This is a genomic window from Blastococcus aggregatus (genome assembly GCF_900221005.1).
GTDB classification, from domain to species: Bacteria; Actinomycetota; Actinomycetes; order Mycobacteriales; family Geodermatophilaceae; genus Blastococcus; species Blastococcus aggregatus.
In genome coordinates this window covers 496,222-511,103 of record NZ_OBQI01000001.1, presented here as the reverse complement: position 1 = coordinate 511,103, position 14,882 = coordinate 496,222, and the positions used below count along the sequence as shown (strand labels likewise).

Sequence of the window (14,882 nt, the reverse complement as noted above, 5' to 3'; positions counted from 1 at the left end):
CGGCGGCGCGATGCCGCCCGGGCCGTCACGGGATCAGCGTCCGGCTGCGAGCAGGTCCCCTGCGCGCGTCGCGGGGGCGTCCTCCCACATCGGTGAGGTGATCAGCTTCCCGAGCCGGTCCAGCGCCTCGTCGGTGAACTGCAGCTCGCCGGGAAGGGCGAGGGCGGCGTGCGGTGCCGTGCTCTCCAGCCCGACGTCGCCGCAGTTCTCCGTGGTGAGGCCGACGCCGGCCAGCACCTCGGTGAGCCGGGTGACGCTCGTGGTCCCGTGGGCGTCGTCGCCCTCGGCGAACGGCATGCTCACCCGCAGCCGCGGGGCGGCGGCGGACAGTGCGAGCAGGCGGGCGGTCCAGGCCGGGTGGTCGGTCCAGCCCGGCGCGACGCGCACCTGGAGCGTGGCCGCCTGACCGCACATGAGCCCCGCGACCAGATCGCACTCGAGCGTGGCGTCGTACAGGTCGCCGAGCGCGAGGACGAGGGCGCGCGGGTCGTGGCTGGTCTCCATCGGGTTGGCGCTGCGCAGCAGCAGGGATGCGTACCGCTCGTCGATGGGTGAGTCACCGAGGTGCGCGACGTCGGCCGGCTGCGCGGCCCGCGCCCGCTCGTACAGCTGCTCCATCCGCACCCGCCAGCCGGGGTTGTCGTGCACCGCACGGACGGCCGCCTGCGCCTCCGCGCCCTCGCGCCGGCGCAGGTCGGCGTCGGCCGCGAGGCGGTGCACCGCCAGGGCCAGCGCGCCGGGCGTCGTCGCTGCCGGGCGTCCGGCCAGCCCCGGGGACCAGCGCTGGAACAGGTGCCCGGGGTCGTCGCCGGGGACGTCGGCCAGGCCGACCACGGGCAGGCCGGCGAGGGCCGCCTCCAGCGGCGACGTGCCGGCGAAGGTCGGGTAGGACTCGAGGTAGAGGTCGGCCAGGGCGAAGTAGGGAGCCGGGTCCGGGACCCGCCCGACCACGTGCACGCGTCCGGGGTAGCGCCGGGCCAGCCGCTCCCACACCGGCGTCGGGGCGGTCCCCACGAGCACGTAGGTCAGGCGCGGGGAGACGTGCAGCACCTTGTCGACGACGTCGTGCAGCCCCCGGCCGCCGGGGGGTGCGGCGACCTTCCAGCTGTCGCTCACGGTCAGCGCGACGACGGCGTCGGGCCGGATGCCCAGCCGGCGGCGCACCTCCGCGCCGTCGGCGCCGGCCATCGCGTCCACCGGCATGGGCAGCACCGCGATGCGCTCCTCGGGCACGCGGCGCAGCGCGACGTCCGTGAGGTGCGGTTCGGGCCGGAGGTCGCAGAGGACGTCGGCGGCGCCCACGCCGATCCAGAAGCCGAGGTCGGCGTGGTTCTCGTAGACCACCGGTGGCCGGTGGCCGGGCAGGTTCGCGGCGGCCAGGGCGACGACGTCGTAGGGGTTGACGTGCAGGACGACGAGGTCGGCCCGGTCCATCTGCGCGCGGAGCGCGACGGCCCGGTCGAGCAGCGCGGGGGTCGTCGGGCGCAGGTCCCGCAGGACGCCGCCCGAGGCGCGGACCGACGCGGCGAGGGCGTCCGGCACCGGCAGGCTCTGGTTGGTCAGGACGACGTCGCTGGTGCGGTCGTCCCGGTCCATCCACCGCCAGGCCAGCCGGGTGTGGCCACCGACCGGGTGGGCCTCGGAGAGGACGTGCAGCACGCGCCCGGTCCGGCGACCGCCGTCGACGGTGACCGACCCCGGGCCGCGCACGGCGTCGACCACCAGCCGCTCGAGCTCGAGGTCGCCGAGCAGGCCGACGGGCGTCCACCAGGCGTAGTTCGCGGCGAGCATGGCCGCGCGCAGCACGTGCTCGACATCGCCCTGCGCGGCGTACTGCCGCACCAGCCGGACCAGTAGCGCGTAGTGCCGTCGGTTGCCGGCGAGCACGCCCGGGACGGCATCCTGCGTACGGGGCATGACCGGGGTCCTCCAGTGCCGGGACGGGGCCGATCCCCCTCCACCACCCCTCCGCATCGGCAGTCGCGGGCGGGGCAGTGACCGCAGGGGCCGCAGCGCGCCGGGGGGTGTCCGGGGTCCCCGGAGGCACGAGTCGCCGCGCGTACTGTCCCTGAGCCCCCGTCCGACAGGAGTCCTCGTGACCTCGCAGCCCCCGTCCGTCATCGCCCTCGGTCAGCCGACGGTCGGCGAGCCGGAGCTCCGCGCGATCGCCGAGGTGTTCCGCTCGGGCTGGATCGCCGGCAACGGCCCCACCGGGATGCGCTTCGCCGAGGAGTTCGCCCGGGTCGCCGGGACCGCGCACGCGCTGCCGGTCACCAACTGCACCGCGGCGCTGCACCTCGCGGTTGCCGCCCTGGGCGCGGGCCCGGGGGACGAGGTCGTCGTCGCCGACTACACCTTCCCGGCGACCGGCCACGCCGTCGTCTTCACCGGCGCGACGCCGGTCTTCGCCGACGTCCGGCCCGACACCGCGACGGTGGACCCGGCGGCGGTCGAGGCCGCCGTCACGGAGCGGACCGTCGGGATCATCGCCGTCGACGCGCTGGGGCAGTGCGCGGACTACACCGAGCTGCAGGCGGTCGCCGACGCGCGCGGGCTGTGGCTCGTGGAGGACGCCGCCTGCTCCGCCGGGGCCACGTACCAGGGCCGGCCGGCCGGCAGCTTCGGCGACGCCGCCTGCTTCTCCTTCCACGGCCGCAAGGGCATCACCGCGGGCGAGGGCGGGGCGCTGACGACCGACCGCGACGACGTCGCCGCCCAGGCGCGCAAGACCCACGCCTTCGGGATCGAGAGCGCGCTCGCCCGCTCGGGGTCGGCGGACCTGCCGATCCCCGAGTTCGACGAGATCGGCTGGAACTACAAGCTCTCCGACGTCGCGGCGGCCATCATGCTGGCCCAGCTCGAGCGGCTGCCCGGTCTCGTGGCGGCCCGGCAGGCCGTCGCCGACGCGTACGGAGAGCTGCTGGGCGACCTGGAGCTGGTGGACCTGCCGGTCACCGTCCCGGACCGCACGCACTCGTGGCAGAGCTACGTGGTCACGCTGGACCCCTCGGTCAGCCGGGGCGCGGTCGCGCGGGAGCTGCGCAGCCGCGGCGTGCAGTGCAACATCGGCACCTACGCCTCCCACCTGCAGCCGGTCTACGGGGCCACCACGCCCTGCCCCGTCTCGGCGGACCTGTTCCGTCGCCACCTGGCGATCCCCATGCACGCGAACCTCACCGAGGCCGAGGTCGAGCGCGTCGCCACCACCCTTCGAGACGCCGTCATGACGTCCCGCTGAGCACCGTCAGCCCGTACCGAGGAGCGCCGCGCATGTCATCCACCGTCCTGGTCACCGGAGGTGCCGGGTTCATCGGCGCCCACCTCGTCCCACAGCTGCTCGACCGCGGCGACCGGGTGCGCATCCTCGACAACATGTCCCGCGGCGACCGCGGCCGCATCGCCGCGTGGGTGGCGACCGGCCGGGTCGAGCTGGTCGAGCAGGACATCCGCTACGGCGGCGCCGTGCACCAGGCGATGACCGGGTGCGACCGGGTCGTCCACCTCGCCGCGGTCTCGATCAACAAGAGCGAGGCCGACCCGTACGAGTCGATCGACATCAACGTCGTCGGCAGCAACAACGTCTTCAAGGCCGCCGCGGACCACGGGGTCCGGCGGGTGGTCTTCGCCTCCAGCGCGTCGGTCTACGGCGACCCGGAGACGCTGCCCATGGCCGAGGACGGGCCGCTGCACCCGCTGACGCCGTACTGCATCGCCAAGCACACCGGGGAGCAGCTCCTCGACTACTACTCCCGCCGGTCGGAGCTCTCCTGGTTCGCGCTGCGCTTCTTCAACGTCTACGGCCCCGGCCAGAAGCCGACCGCGTACTACACCTCGGTGATCAACCACTTCGTGCAGCGGCTGCGGGCCGGTGAGCCGCCGGTGATCGACGGCGAGGGCGCGCAGTCGATGGACTTCGTGCACGTCCACGACGTCGCCCGCGCGATCGTCATGGCCCTGGACGCCGACGCCGCCCGGGCCGACGTGCCGGTCAACATCGGCACCGGCATCGACACCTCGGTGGCCGAGCTGGCCCGCACCCTGATCGCCGCGGTCGGCGTGGACGTCGAGCCGCAGTTCCGGCCGCGGGACGTGCTGGTGTCGCGGCGGGCCGCGGACATCTCCCGCGCGCTGGACGTGCTGGGCTGGAAGCCGACGATCGACCTGCGGACCGGGATGCAGGACCTCGTCGACTCCGAGATCGCCTGACGGTGGAGCGCCCGACGGTGCCGCACGACGCGGCCGCGCTGCCGGCCAACCCGTACAACGCGCACGCCTGGATCACCGGGGACCCGCGGATCGGCGCGGGCACCTGGGTCGGTGCGTTCACCGTGCTCGACGGTTCGGGCGGCCTGACCATCGGCGAGGGCTGCGACATCTCCACCGGCGCGCAGGTCTACACCCACTCGTCGGCCCGGCGGTGCGTGTCCGCGGGCGCGTTCCGGGAGGTGGAGCGGGCGCCCGTGCGCATCGGTGACCACGTCTTCATCGGCGCCGGGGCGGTCGTGACCATGGGCGTCACGATCGGCGATCACAGCGTCGTGGCCGCGGGCGCGGTCGTCACCCACGACGTCCCGCCGTTCACCGTCGTCGCCGGCGTGCCGGCCCGGCCCACCGCCCGGGTGGTCCTGGACGGCGACGCGGTGCGCTTCGACCCGCTGCCTGCCGGCTGACCGGACGGCGGATCAGGCGCGCGCGGTGGCCGCGTCGAGGGCCCGGGCCACGACGCGGTGGGCCGGCAGGATGCCCGCCCGCTCCACCTCGGAGTCGGCGGACCCCTCCACCAGGTCCACGAAGTGCGACAGCTGCGCGGCGAGCGGCTCCCCGAGCGGGGCCATCATGGGGATCTCGATGACGGTCTGCTGCCGGTAGCCGAGGCCGTCGTCGGTGGCCGGCTCGTTGGCCACGTGCCGGTAGATGGTCACGGCCTGGCGGAGCAGGTCCACCTCGATCGACCGGTCGACCTCCGTGATGGTCATGCTGCGGATCTTGCGCTGGCCGATGCGCGAGGCCGACAGCGCGGCGAGCTGCCCGTCGGGGAAGGTCAGCTGGACCTCGGCGAGGTCCTCCGCGCCGGACGGCGAGGCGGGGTGGAAGTAGCCGAACTGGGCCTCCACCGACCGCGGCGCGGCGCCCATCAGCCGCAGCGTGATGTCCACGTCGTGCACCAGCAGGTCCCAGGCCACGCCGGTCGGGATGCGCGGGGCGTAGGGCGAGAGCCGCTGGGCGGAGATGTGCACCGGGTCGCGGGTGAGCCGTGCGGCGGTCACGACCGCGCTGTTGTACCGCTCCAGCAGCCCACACATCAGCGGCACGTCGGCGGCCGCGGCGGCGGCCACGATCTCCTCGCTGTGCGCGAGGCTGTCGGCCATCGGCTTCTCGACCAGCAGGGGCAGGCCCGAGGCGATGACGTCGAGCGCGATCGCGTGGTGGGCGCTGGTCGAGGCGGCCACGATGACGGCGTCCACCCCGGTCAGCCCGGACAGGTCCGGTGCCCAGCGCGCCCCGTACCGCTCGGACACAGCCCGGCCGAGCTCCTCGTGCGGCTCGACGACGACGGCGAGCTCGCTGCGCGCCGAGCTCTGCACCACGCGGGCGTGCAGCGCGCCCATGGCGCCTGCGCCGACGACGGCGACGGCGGGTCCGGCCACGGTCAGGCCCCCAGTGCGTCGCGGAACCGACCGACCACGGTGTCCAGCTCGTCGGCGGTGAGGTGGTGGTGGACCGGCAGCGACAGGCACCGCCGGGCGACGGACTCCGCGACCGGGACGTCGGCGACGACCACGCGCGGGTCCTGCCGGTAGCAGTCGTGGTCGAACACGGTGCGGGGGTAGTAGATGCCGCTGCCGACGCCGCCGGCGGCCAGGTCGGCGATCACGCCGTCGCGGTCGGTCCCGTCGGGGAGCAGCACGGTGTACTGGTGCCAGACGTGGTCCCGTCCCGGCAGGGCGGCCGGGAGCCGGAGGCCGGGTACGTCCGCCAGGCCGGCGGTGAGGCGGGCCGCGTTGCTCCGGCGGCGCCCGGCGATCTCGGCGGTGCGGGCCACCTGGGGCAGGCCGACCGCCGCGTGCAGGTCGGTCATCCGGTAGTTGTGGCCGGCCATCTCGTACTGGTACCGCGCCCGCATGCCCTGGTTGCGCAGGACCCGGAGCCGGTCGGCGACGGCGTCGTCGGCGGTGGTGATCATGCCGCCCTCGCCGGTGGTCAGGTTCTTGGTCGCGTAGAACGAGAAGCAGCCGGTGCCGAAGGCGCCGGCGGCCCGGCCCTCGTAGGCGGCGCCGTGCGCCTGGGCGGCGTCCTCGACCAGGTGCAGGCCGTGGCGCCGCGCGATCCCGGTCAGCCGACCCATGTCGGCGGTCTGCCCGTAGAGGTGCACGGGCATGAGCACCGCCGTCCGGTCGCCCACCGCGTCCTGCACCGCGGCCGGGTCCACCGCGAAGTCGTCCTCGCGGATGTCGGCGAAGCGGGCGGTCGCGCCCGCCTCGAGGATCGCGTTCAGGGTGGCGGCGAAGGTGAACGGCGAGGTGATCACCTCGTCGCCCGGGCGCAGGTCCAGCACCTGGAGCGCGGCGACCAGGGCCGTCGTCCCGTTGTTCACCGCGACCGCGTGCGGCACGTCGACGACCGCGGCGAACGCCTGCTCCAGCCGTTCGACCATCGGGCCCTGGGCGAGGCTGCCGGACCGGAGGACCTCGAGGACGAGGGGCTCGGCGTCACGGACGTCGACCTTGCTGATGGGAATCACGGGGGCGTGCACACCTCGCCGGTGGGGATCACGGAACGGGCCGCGGCCCACCCGTACCGTAACCGTCGGCCTCGGCACGGCCGGTCATGCAGGAGCAGGTGCGCCGGCGATGTCGCGCCGGCCACGATCCCCACGGAGGACGAGCATGGGCAGCCAGGTGCACCCGACCGCGGTCGTCGGCCCGGGGGTCGAGCTGGGGACGGACGTCGTCGTCGGGCCGTACGCGGTGCTCACCGGACCGTGCCGCATCGGCGACCGCACCTGGATCGGGGCGCACGCCGTGATCGGCGCCGCCCCCGAGATCCGCGGGCACGAGCCGGGCCTGCCCTGGGCGGACGCCGCGCACGACATCGGCGTCGAGATCGGGCAGGACACGACGGTCCGCGAGTTCGCCACGGTGCACCGGGGCACGCACCGGCTCACCCGGATCGGCGCCCGGTGCTTCGTCATGAACAAGGTGCACGTCGGCCACGACGCGGTCGTCGGCGACGACGTGACGCTCGCGGTGAGCGCGATCCTCGGCGGCCACGTCGAGATCGGGGACGGCGCGAACCTGGGCCTGGCCGCCGTCCTGCACCAGCGCCGCGTGGTGGGCCCGGGTGCGATGGTCGGCATGGGCGCGGTGGTCACGCGGGACGTGCCGCCCTGGGCGACGGCGTTCGGCTCCCCGGCCCGCGTGCACGGGGTCAACGAGGTGGGGATGACCCGCGGCGGCATCGGCGCCGTGGACATCGCGGCGGTGGCCGAGCGCTACCGGACCGGCGGGCCGGCGGACGGGGCGTGGACGCCACCGGAGACGCTGCGCCCGGCCTGGGAGTGGTGGCTCGCCCGGACCGGCGGCTGAGCCGCCGCGCCGGGTCGGGACCCGGCGCGGCGGCTCAGCGGAGGCCGCTCAGGGGTGGGTCATGGAGAGGACGTCGAGAGCCTCGTCGAGCTGCTGCTCGGTGAGCTTGCCCTGCTCGACGTAGCCGCGCTCGAGCACCACCTGGCGGATGGTCTTCTGCTCCTTGAGCGACTGCTTGGCCACGATCGCGGCCTCCTCGTACCCGATGTACTTGTTCAGCGGGGTGACGATCGAGGGCGAGGACTCCGCGTACTCGCGGCACTGCTCGACGTTGGCCACGATGCCGTCGACGCAGCGGTCGGCCAGCAGCCGGCTGACGTTGGCGAGCAGGCGGATCGACTCGAGCACGTTGCGCGCCATGAGCGGCAGCGTGACGTTGAGCTCGAAGACGCCGGTGGTGCCGGCGTAGGTGACCGCGGCGTCGTTGCCGATCACCTGGGCGCCGACCTGGATCACCGCCTCCGGGATCACCGGGTTCACCTTGCCGGGCATGATCGAGCTGCCGGGCTGGAGGTCGGGGAGCTGGATCTCGCCCAGGCCGGTGCGCGGACCGGAACCCATCCAGCGCAGGTCGTTGACGATCTTGATGAGGCCGACGGCGATGGTCTTGAGCTGACCCGAGGCCTCGACCAGCCCGTCGCGGGAGCTCTGCGCCTCGAAGTGGTCGCGGGCCTCGGTGAACGGCAGGTCGAGCTCGCCCGAGAGCCGCTCGATGATGGCGGCGGCGAACCCGGGCGGGGTGTTGATGCCGGTGCCCACCGCGGTGCCGCCGAGGGGCAGCTCGGCGATGCGGGGGAGGGAGGCCTGGAGCCGCTCCACGCCGTACCGGACCGCCGCCGCGTAGCCGCCGAACTCCTGGCCGAGCGTCACCGGGGTGGCGTCCATCAGGTGCGTGCGGCCGCTCTTCACGACCGTGGCGAACTCGTCGGACTTGCGCGAGAGGGACAGCTCCAGGTGCCGCAGCGCCGGGATCAGGTCCCGCACGATCGCGCTGGTGGCGGCCACGTGGATGGCCGAGGGGAAGACGTCGTTGGACGACTGCGAGGCGTTCACGTGGTCGTTCGGGTGCACGGGGCTGCCCAGCGACTCGGTGGCGAGGCTGGCGACCACCTCGTTGGTGTTCATGTTGCTCGACGTCCCCGAGCCGGTCTGGAAGACGTCGATCGGGAAGTGCTCGTCCCACTCGCCGCGGGCGACGGAGGCCGCGGCCTCGCCGATGGCGCCGGCGATGATCGGGTCGAGCACGCCCAGGTCGGCGTTGACGGCTGCCGCAGCACCCTTGATGGCGGCCAGGGCGCCGATGAGCTCGCGCTCGATCGGCGTGCCGGAGATCGGGAAGTTCTCCACGGCGCGCTGGGTCTGGGCCCGCCACTTGGCCCAGGCGGGAACACGGACCTCCCCCATGGAGTCGTGCTCGATGCGGTAGTCGGTGCCGTCCTGCTGGGTGGCCACGCTGTGCTCCCGGGTGTCTGGATGGTGACGGTGCTCCGGAGAAACCCTAGACACCGGCGCACGGGCGTGGTTCCGGCCCGGTCCGGGGGAGCCGATGAAGGCAGCGACGGCGGGATGCTGCCGCGATCGCCCAGCCGAGGAGTACCCGTGACCCAGCCGCCGCCCGCCGCCGCGTCCCCCGACCCCGCGCCGGGCGGGTGGCCCGCCGCGACGCAGCCGTCCTGGGCCCCCGCGTGGCAACCGCCCGCGCCGGTTCCCTCGGCCGGGGCGCCGGTCGGGGCGTCCCCGCGGTCGCGCGGTCCGCTCGTGGCCGCCGCGGCCGGCGGGCTGCTGGCCGGCCTGCTGGCCTCGGGGCTGGTGGTCGTGGCGCTGTTCACCGCCTCCGCCGAGGACATCGGCGCGACCATGGCCGACCGGATCGGCACGGCCGTCGAGGAGGGGATCGTCGACGGCACCCGGATCGCGACCGAGGAGAGCCTGGAGGGCCTGGGCGGCTACGAGGAGGACCTGCTCGACCCGGGCGGATGGGGGCAGCCGCCGGAGCAGTTCCCGCCCGTGCCGCCGCGGGAGGCGGGGCCGGACCCGGTGCTCGATGCCTACGCGCAGGACTGCTTCGCCGGCGACCTCCAGGCCTGCGACGACCTGCTCTTCGAGTCGCCCCCGCTGTCGGACTACGAGGAGTACGGGGGCAGCTGCGGCGGCCGGGTCAAGGCCTACACCGTGGGCAGCTGCACCGAGCTGGAGTGAGGCGGGCCGCCGCCTAGCATCGTCGGACGGATCCGAGCACCGAGGAGCACCAGATGTCACAGCCGCCGTACCCGCCCCCGGGTGAGTCCGACCCCGGAGGCGGTGGAGCGGCGGACGAGTCGCCCCCGCAGCAGCCTCAGTACGGCCAGCCCGCCTACGGGCAGCCCGCCTACGGGCAGCAGCAGCCTCCCTACGGTCAGCCGCCGTACGGCCAGGCGGCCTACGGTCAGCCGCCGTACGGGCAGCAGCAGCCTCCCTACGGTCAGCCGCCGTACGGCCAGCCCCCCTACGGTCAGCCGCCGTACGGCCAGCAGCCTCCCTACGGTCAGCCCGGCGGCGCCGTCCCGCCGTGGGGTCAGCAGCCGGCGCCGGCGAGGAGCCGGAAGGCCCTCGTCGCCGTGGTCGCCGCCGTCGCCGTGGTGGTCGTGGCGCTCGCGGTGGCCCTGGTCGTCGGGCTCCGGTCCGACGACGGCGGGAGCGGCTCCGGGATCCCGGATGCGACGTCGGACCCCGAGGGTCTGGGCGACGACCCCGAGCTCGACGGCTACGCCGAGGACTGCCACGACGGCGACATGGAGGCCTGCGACGAGCTGTACCGGTACTCGCCGCAGAGCTCCGCCTACGAGCTGTACGGCGGGACGTGCGCCGGCCGGCAGTCGAACGGCGAGGCCCGGACGACCTACTGCGTGGACGCCTTCCCGCCCGCCAGCTGACCGGCTCCGGCGGGCCGTGCTGCGCGGCGCGCTCGGCTACGGTCGGATGCGTGCCCACCGACGCAGGACTGCCCGCCGTCCCCGGCCCCGACGACCGGGGGACGCCGGGTGTCCGCGCCTCCGACGGCGACCGCGAGGCGCTGGTCACCCGGCTCCAGCAGGCGCTGGCCGAGGGGCGCCTGGATCTCGACGAGTTCGGTCATCGGGCCGGCGCCGCGTACGCGGCGGTGACCACCGCGGAGCTCGCCGCACTGGTGGCCGACCTGCCGGCGGAGCCGCCGGTCGAGATCGTCGGCAGCCGGCGCCGGAGGAGCAGACCAGCGTCTTCGGTGACATCAAGCTGGCCGGGCCCACGGTGCCGCTGCGGGTCTCCACGGTCTTCGGCGACGTGCGCATGGACCTGCGCGGCCTCCGCACCGGCGCCGACCGGCTCGACCTGTACCTCACCACGTTCTTCGGCGACGTCGACGTCGTCGTCGCCGAGGGCGTGGACGCCCAGATCCACGGCCGCACCGTGTTCGGCGACCGGAAGGTCGACCTGGCACCGGTGCCGCGGGTGGCCGGCACCCCGCGGATCGTCGTCCACGCCCGCACCGTGTTCGGCGACCTGAAGCTGCGCAGCCTGGCGCCGGGGGAGTCGGCGAGCCGCTGGCGTCAGGTCATGGAGCGGATCGCCTACGGCTCCCGGTCGAAGGGCACCGCGGAGTAGGCGCGCAGCTTCTCCAGGGAGTGCAGGCTCTCGATCGACCGGATCGTGCCCGACTTCGAGCGCATGACCAGCGACTGCGTGGTGCAGCCGCCGGAGCGGTACTGGACCCCGCGCAGCAGCTCGCCGTCGGTGATGCCGGTGGCGACGAAGAAGACGTCGCCGCGCACCAGGTCGTCGATGTGCAGCACGCGGTCGAGGTCGTGGCCGGCGTCGAGGGCCTTCTGCCGCTCCTCGTCGTCCTTCGGCCAGAGGCGGCCCTGGAACGAGCCGCCCATGCACTTGAGCGCGCAGGCCGCGATGATGCCCTCCGGCGTGCCGCCGATGCCGAGGATCAGGTCGACGCCGGTGCCCTCGCGGGCGGCGGCGATCGCGCTGGCGACGTCGCCGTCGGTGATGAACTTGATGCGGGCGCCGGCGGCGCGCACCTCGTCGACGAGCTGGGCGTGCCGCGGCCGGTCGAGGATGCAGACGGTGACGTCACCGACCGAGCTCTTCTTCGCCTTCGCGACGCGGCGGATGTTCTCCGCCACCGGCACGGTGATGTCGACGACGTCGGCCGCGGCCGGCCCGGTGGCCAGCTTCTCCATGTAGAAGACCGCCGACGGGTCGTACATGGCGCCCCGGTCGGCGACGGCCATCACGGCGATCGCGTTGGGCATGCCCTTGGCCATCAGCGTGGTGCCGTCGATCGGGTCGACGGCGACGTCGCACTCCGGACCGTGGCCGTCACCGACCTGCTCGCCGTTGTAGAGCATCGGGGCCTCGTCCTTCTCGCCCTCCCCGATGACGACGACGCCCTTCATGCTCACCGTGCCGATGAGCGCGCGCATCGCGTCGACCGCGGCGCCGTCGCCGCCGTTCTTGTCGCCACGCCCGACCCAGCGACCGGCGGCCATCGCCGCCGCCTCGGTGACCCGCACCAGCTCGAGGGCCAGGTTGCGGTCGGGTGCGGGGCGGTCGGTGGAGAACGCACTCCCGCTCGAGGAGACGGGGCCTTCGGGAACGGGCAGCGACACGGGACCTCCTGGAGAGGGACCGCGTCCCGTCCGGCCCCCCGTGAGCGCAGGGCGGAACCCGGGACGCAGGCCATGGGCGGCAGGCTGGGGGAGCTCTCCTGCGATCCTATGTGCATGACCGAAGTCGGCCCCACGAGCCCGCGACCCGCTGACCGCCCGGAGGCGCCGGCTGCGGCGGGGGCGACCGTGCAGGCCCCGGCGCCGTCGCCGGCCGTGGAGCGCGCGAACCGCATGAGCGCGGCCAACATGATCCGCTCGCTGGTGCCCCTGGTGGTGATCTGCCTGCTGCTCGTGGCGTGGCAGGCGTTCCGCACGAGCAACGAGGACACCGTCCGCGACGTCGACCCGGCGAGCACCGTCCGGCTGGCCGCGGAGCGCGCCGGCTACCCGGTGCTGGCCCCGGACGGGCTGCCGGAGGACTACCGGCCGACCAGCGCCCGCACCGACGCCGGCTTCGCCGCGCAGGGCGACCCGGTCACCCTCGAGATCGGCTACCTCACCCCGTCGCAGGAGTTCGCCGGCTTCACCGTCAGCGACGACCTGCGCGCCGAGCCGGTCCGCACCGTGCTCGACGGCGCCACCGAGGAGGAGCCCGTCGACGTCGACGGGGAGCCGTGGACACGGCTCACCACGGAGCGGGGGGAGACCGCCCTGACCCGTGAGGCCGACGGCGTGGTCGTCATCGTCACCGGGTCCGCGGCGGACGACGAGCTGCGCACCGTGGCTGCTGCCGTCGCGCCGGTCGGCGGCTGACGACGGGCGTTGTTGCGGTTCCGTGTCGGGTGTCGGAAGAGTCCTCGACACCCGACCGTCCGCGCGGCGGCCGGCGGGCGGCCGCCGCACGATGACCTCGCACCCGGCGCCACCGCGGCTGCCGGCGGGACGAGGAGCCGACATGCTCGACGACGACGTCTGCGCGCACGGTGACCACCGGGCACCGGTGACCGGGGGGTCCTGCCGGTGCGGGATGGTCACCCGCGTCCCGGTGGCCCGGCCGGTCGCGTCCGGGGACTCCCGGGCGCGGGACCTCATCGCCCGGTGCCTCGCCGGGCGGGGCGGCGTGGCCGACCTGCCGGACCTGCGCCTGCGGGCCGACCGCGTGCTCGACGCGCTGGCCGCGGCCGGGCTCGAGGTGGCCCTCCGGCCCGCGGCGGGCCTCCGCGACGAGCGCCGCTCGGCCTGAGCTCAGTCCTCGTCGTCCGCGGGCGCGGCAGCGGCGAGGCGCTCGCGCGCGCGGTCCAGCCAGTGCTGGCAGAGCGTCGCCAGCTCCTCGCCGCGCTCCCAGAGCGCCAGCGACTCCTCGAGCGTCAGCCCGCCGGCCTCCAGCCGCCGGACGACGTCGGCGAGCTCCTCGCGCGCCTGCTCGTAGGTGGTGGTCGGCTCGTCGGTCTGCTCGGTGTTGCTCACGGTTCCTCATCCTCCCGGTCGACCCGGACGTCCAGCCGGCCCCCGCTCACCCGGACCCGCAGCCGCTCGCCGTCGGCGACCTCGGCAGGGTCCCGGACCAGCGCGCCGTCGGCCCGCTGCACGACCGCGTAGCCGCGGTCCAGCGTCGCGGCCGGGGAGAGCGCCGCCACCCGGGCGCGGGCGTGCTCGAGGTCGCGTTCGGCGCCCTCGACGCGGTGGACGACGGTGCGCCGGGCGCGGGTGCGCAGCTGCGCGACGTCGTCCGCCCGGCCGTGCAGCAGCCGCTCCGGGTTCGCCAGCACCGGGCGGGTGCGGACCGACTCCAGCCAGCGCTCCTGCTGCTCGACCCGGGTGGTGATCAGGTGGCGGGCGCGGGCGCGGAGCCCCTCGACCAGGCGTCGCTGCTCACCGATCTCGGGCACGATCCGGTGGGCGGCGTCGGTCGGGGTCGCGGCACGGACGTCGGCGACGTGGTCGACGAGCGTGGTGTCGGTCTCGTGTCCGACCGCGGTCACGACCGGGGTACGGCAGGCGGCGATGGCGCGCACCAGCCCCTCGTCGGAGAAGGGCAGCAGGTCCTCGACCGAGCCACCGCCGCGGGCCACGACGATGACCTCGACCGACACGTCGGCGTCCAGCTTCCGCAGCCCCTCGATGACGTTCGCCGCCGCCTGCGGGCCCTGCACGGCGCAGTTGTGCATCGCGAAGCGGACCGCCGGCCAGCGCCGCCGCGCGGTGACGAGGACGTCGCGCTCGGCTGCGCTGTCCCGGCCGGTGATGACCCCGACGACGGCCGGTGCGAACGGCAGCGACCGCTTGCGGACGACGTCGAACAGGCCCTCGGCGGCGAGCAGCTGGCGGATCCGCTCGATCCGGGCGAGCAGCTCACCGAGGCCGACGGCGCGGATCTCGGTGGCCCGCAGCGAGAAGGAGCCGCGGGCGACGTAGTAGTCGGGACGGGCGCGCACGAGCACCCGGGCGCCCTCGCTGAGCTCGAGGCCCGGCCGGTCGGCGACGTCGCGGTGGCAGGTGACCGGGACGGAGAGGTCGGCGACCGGATCGCGCAGCGTCAGGAAGACGGTGGCCGCGTTGCCGCGTCGCGACAGCTGGGCGACCTGGCCCTCGACCCACACCTCACCGAGCCGCCCGATCCACTCGGCGACCTTCCGGGCGACCGTGCGCACCGGCCACGGTGCCTCGGGGGAGGAGGGGGCGGTCACGATCCGAGGGTGTCAGACGGGTCCGACACCCC

At 74.8% G+C, this 14,882-nt stretch carries 16 protein-coding genes and 1 pseudogene; 10 read left to right on the top strand and 7 right to left on the bottom strand.

The genetic code is table 11. The features are described 5' to 3' along the window. Nucleotides 1–33: 33 nt before the first annotated feature. On the bottom strand, nucleotides 34–1,917 hold the full coding sequence (locus tag CRP29_RS02590) for a glycosyltransferase (protein ID WP_101541073.1): 1,884 nt from the start codon (nucleotides 1,915–1,917) through the stop codon (nucleotides 34–36). A gap of 178 nt (nucleotides 1,918–2,095) precedes the next feature. Here CRP29_RS02590 and CRP29_RS02585 point away from each other — a divergent pair, with 178 nt between their 5' ends. Genes CRP29_RS02585 through CRP29_RS23750 form a run of 3 tightly spaced genes read left to right on the top strand, consistent with a single transcriptional unit; the run spans nucleotide 2,096 to nucleotide 4,670 of the window. Further along, entirely contained in the window at nucleotides 2,096–3,238 is a 1,143-nt protein-coding gene (locus tag CRP29_RS02585; RefSeq protein WP_217991428.1) for a DegT/DnrJ/EryC1/StrS family aminotransferase, read from the top strand. A gap of 32 nt (nucleotides 3,239–3,270) precedes the next feature. Next, the gene (locus CRP29_RS02580) at nucleotides 3,271–4,206 is read left to right on the top strand and encodes an NAD-dependent epimerase/dehydratase family protein (protein WP_097193475.1); all 936 of its coding nucleotides are present in this window, start codon (nucleotides 3,271–3,273) and stop codon (nucleotides 4,204–4,206) included. Nucleotides 4,207–4,223: 17 nt separating this feature from the next. Then, nucleotides 4,224–4,670 (top strand): acyltransferase, encoded by a 447-nt coding sequence (locus tag CRP29_RS23750; RefSeq protein ID WP_097194052.1) that lies wholly within the window; start codon nucleotides 4,224–4,226, stop codon nucleotides 4,668–4,670. A gap of 12 nt (nucleotides 4,671–4,682) precedes the next feature. Here CRP29_RS23750 and CRP29_RS02570 read toward each other — a convergent pair whose 3' ends face one another. Continuing rightward, the gene (locus CRP29_RS02570) at nucleotides 4,683–5,648 is read right to left on the bottom strand and encodes a Gfo/Idh/MocA family protein (RefSeq protein ID WP_097193474.1); all 966 of its coding nucleotides are present in this window, start codon (nucleotides 5,646–5,648) and stop codon (nucleotides 4,683–4,685) included. Between the two features lie 2 nt (nucleotides 5,649–5,650). Then, the gene (locus CRP29_RS02565) at nucleotides 5,651–6,742 is read right to left on the bottom strand and encodes a DegT/DnrJ/EryC1/StrS family aminotransferase (protein WP_097193473.1); all 1,092 of its coding nucleotides are present in this window, start codon (nucleotides 6,740–6,742) and stop codon (nucleotides 5,651–5,653) included. Nucleotides 6,743–6,887: 145 nt separating this feature from the next. Between CRP29_RS02565 and CRP29_RS23505 the strand changes: the two genes are divergently transcribed. Next, nucleotides 6,888–7,586 carry an LbetaH domain-containing protein gene (locus CRP29_RS23505; RefSeq protein ID WP_176522800.1) on the top strand — a complete coding sequence of 233 codons (699 nt, stop codon included), beginning with the start codon at nucleotides 6,888–6,890 and terminating at the stop codon, nucleotides 7,584–7,586. Between the two features lie 48 nt (nucleotides 7,587–7,634). Here CRP29_RS23505 and CRP29_RS02555 read toward each other — a convergent pair whose 3' ends face one another. Further along, complete coding sequence (locus CRP29_RS02555; RefSeq protein ID WP_097193471.1) at nucleotides 7,635–9,038, bottom strand: class II fumarate hydratase; 1,404 nt, start codon at nucleotides 9,036–9,038, stop codon at nucleotides 7,635–7,637. 147 nt (nucleotides 9,039–9,185) lie between these two features. Here CRP29_RS02555 and CRP29_RS02550 point away from each other — a divergent pair, with 147 nt between their 5' ends. From CRP29_RS02550 to CRP29_RS23145, 4 genes and pseudogenes are all read left to right on the top strand, one after another. Beyond that, the gene (locus CRP29_RS02550; RefSeq protein ID WP_097193470.1) at nucleotides 9,186–9,785 is read left to right on the top strand and encodes a hypothetical protein; all 600 of its coding nucleotides are present in this window, start codon (nucleotides 9,186–9,188) and stop codon (nucleotides 9,783–9,785) included. 53 nt (nucleotides 9,786–9,838) lie between these two features. Then, a complete protein-coding gene (locus CRP29_RS22555) occupies nucleotides 9,839–10,498 on the top strand; it encodes a hypothetical protein (protein ID WP_176522799.1) in 660 nt (219 codons plus the stop codon). Beyond that, nucleotides 10,426–10,707 (top strand): annotated as a pseudogene (locus CRP29_RS23700) (DUF1707 SHOCT-like domain-containing protein); the annotation flags it as partial. The gene CRP29_RS22555 and the pseudogene CRP29_RS23700, both read left to right, overlap by 73 nt. Before the next feature lie 146 nt (nucleotides 10,708–10,853). Next, nucleotides 10,854–11,207, top strand: a complete 354-nt coding sequence (locus CRP29_RS23145) for a cell wall-active antibiotics response protein (RefSeq protein WP_245852511.1) — start codon at nucleotides 10,854–10,856, stop codon at nucleotides 11,205–11,207. On the opposite strand, the gene glpX is transcribed toward CRP29_RS23145, so the two are convergent. Next, nucleotides 11,174–12,223: a class II fructose-bisphosphatase gene (glpX, locus tag CRP29_RS02535; RefSeq protein WP_176522798.1), complete on the bottom strand. Its 1,050-nt coding sequence runs from the start codon at nucleotides 12,221–12,223 to the stop codon at nucleotides 11,174–11,176. The two genes, CRP29_RS23145 and glpX, sit on opposite strands and share 34 nt — an antisense overlap. Nucleotides 12,224–12,337: 114 nt before the next feature. Between glpX and CRP29_RS02530 the strand changes: the two genes are divergently transcribed. After that, nucleotides 12,338–12,976, top strand: a complete 639-nt coding sequence (locus tag CRP29_RS02530) for a DUF4245 domain-containing protein (RefSeq protein ID WP_097193469.1) — start codon at nucleotides 12,338–12,340, stop codon at nucleotides 12,974–12,976. A gap of 142 nt (nucleotides 12,977–13,118) precedes the next feature. Then, nucleotides 13,119–13,406, top strand: a complete 288-nt coding sequence (locus CRP29_RS02525) for a hypothetical protein (RefSeq protein ID WP_097193468.1) — start codon at nucleotides 13,119–13,121, stop codon at nucleotides 13,404–13,406. A gap of 2 nt (nucleotides 13,407–13,408) precedes the next feature. Here CRP29_RS02525 and CRP29_RS02520 read toward each other — a convergent pair whose 3' ends face one another. Together CRP29_RS02520 and xseA are read right to left on the bottom strand one after the other, a co-directional pair. Beyond that, the gene (locus CRP29_RS02520; RefSeq protein WP_097193467.1) at nucleotides 13,409–13,630 is read right to left on the bottom strand and encodes an exodeoxyribonuclease VII small subunit; all 222 of its coding nucleotides are present in this window, start codon (nucleotides 13,628–13,630) and stop codon (nucleotides 13,409–13,411) included. Continuing rightward, nucleotides 13,627–14,850 carry an exodeoxyribonuclease VII large subunit gene (gene xseA, locus CRP29_RS02515; RefSeq protein ID WP_097193466.1) on the bottom strand — a complete coding sequence of 408 codons (1,224 nt, stop codon included), beginning with the start codon at nucleotides 14,848–14,850 and terminating at the stop codon, nucleotides 13,627–13,629. The genes CRP29_RS02520 and xseA overlap by 4 nt, the downstream gene beginning before the upstream one ends. Nucleotides 14,851–14,882: the final 32 nt, after the last annotated feature.

Bases quoted from the DNA above. Each gene is read 5' to 3' on its own strand.
- CRP29_RS02590 (WP_101541073.1), bottom strand. From the start codon at position 1,917: ATGCCCCGTACGCAGGATGCCGTCCCGGGCGTGCTCGCCGGCAACCGA.
- CRP29_RS02580 (WP_097193475.1), top strand. From the start codon at position 3,271: ATGTCATCCACCGTCCTGGTCACCGGAGGTGCCGGGTTCATCGGCGCC.
- CRP29_RS23505 (WP_176522800.1), top strand. From the start codon at position 6,888: ATGGGCAGCCAGGTGCACCCGACCGCGGTCGTCGGCCCGGGGGTCGAG.
- CRP29_RS22555 (WP_176522799.1), top strand. From the start codon at position 9,839: ATGTCACAGCCGCCGTACCCGCCCCCGGGTGAGTCCGACCCCGGAGGC.
- CRP29_RS02530 (WP_097193469.1), top strand. From the start codon at position 12,338: ATGACCGAAGTCGGCCCCACGAGCCCGCGACCCGCTGACCGCCCGGAG.
- CRP29_RS02525 (WP_097193468.1), top strand. From the start codon at position 13,119: ATGCTCGACGACGACGTCTGCGCGCACGGTGACCACCGGGCACCGGTG.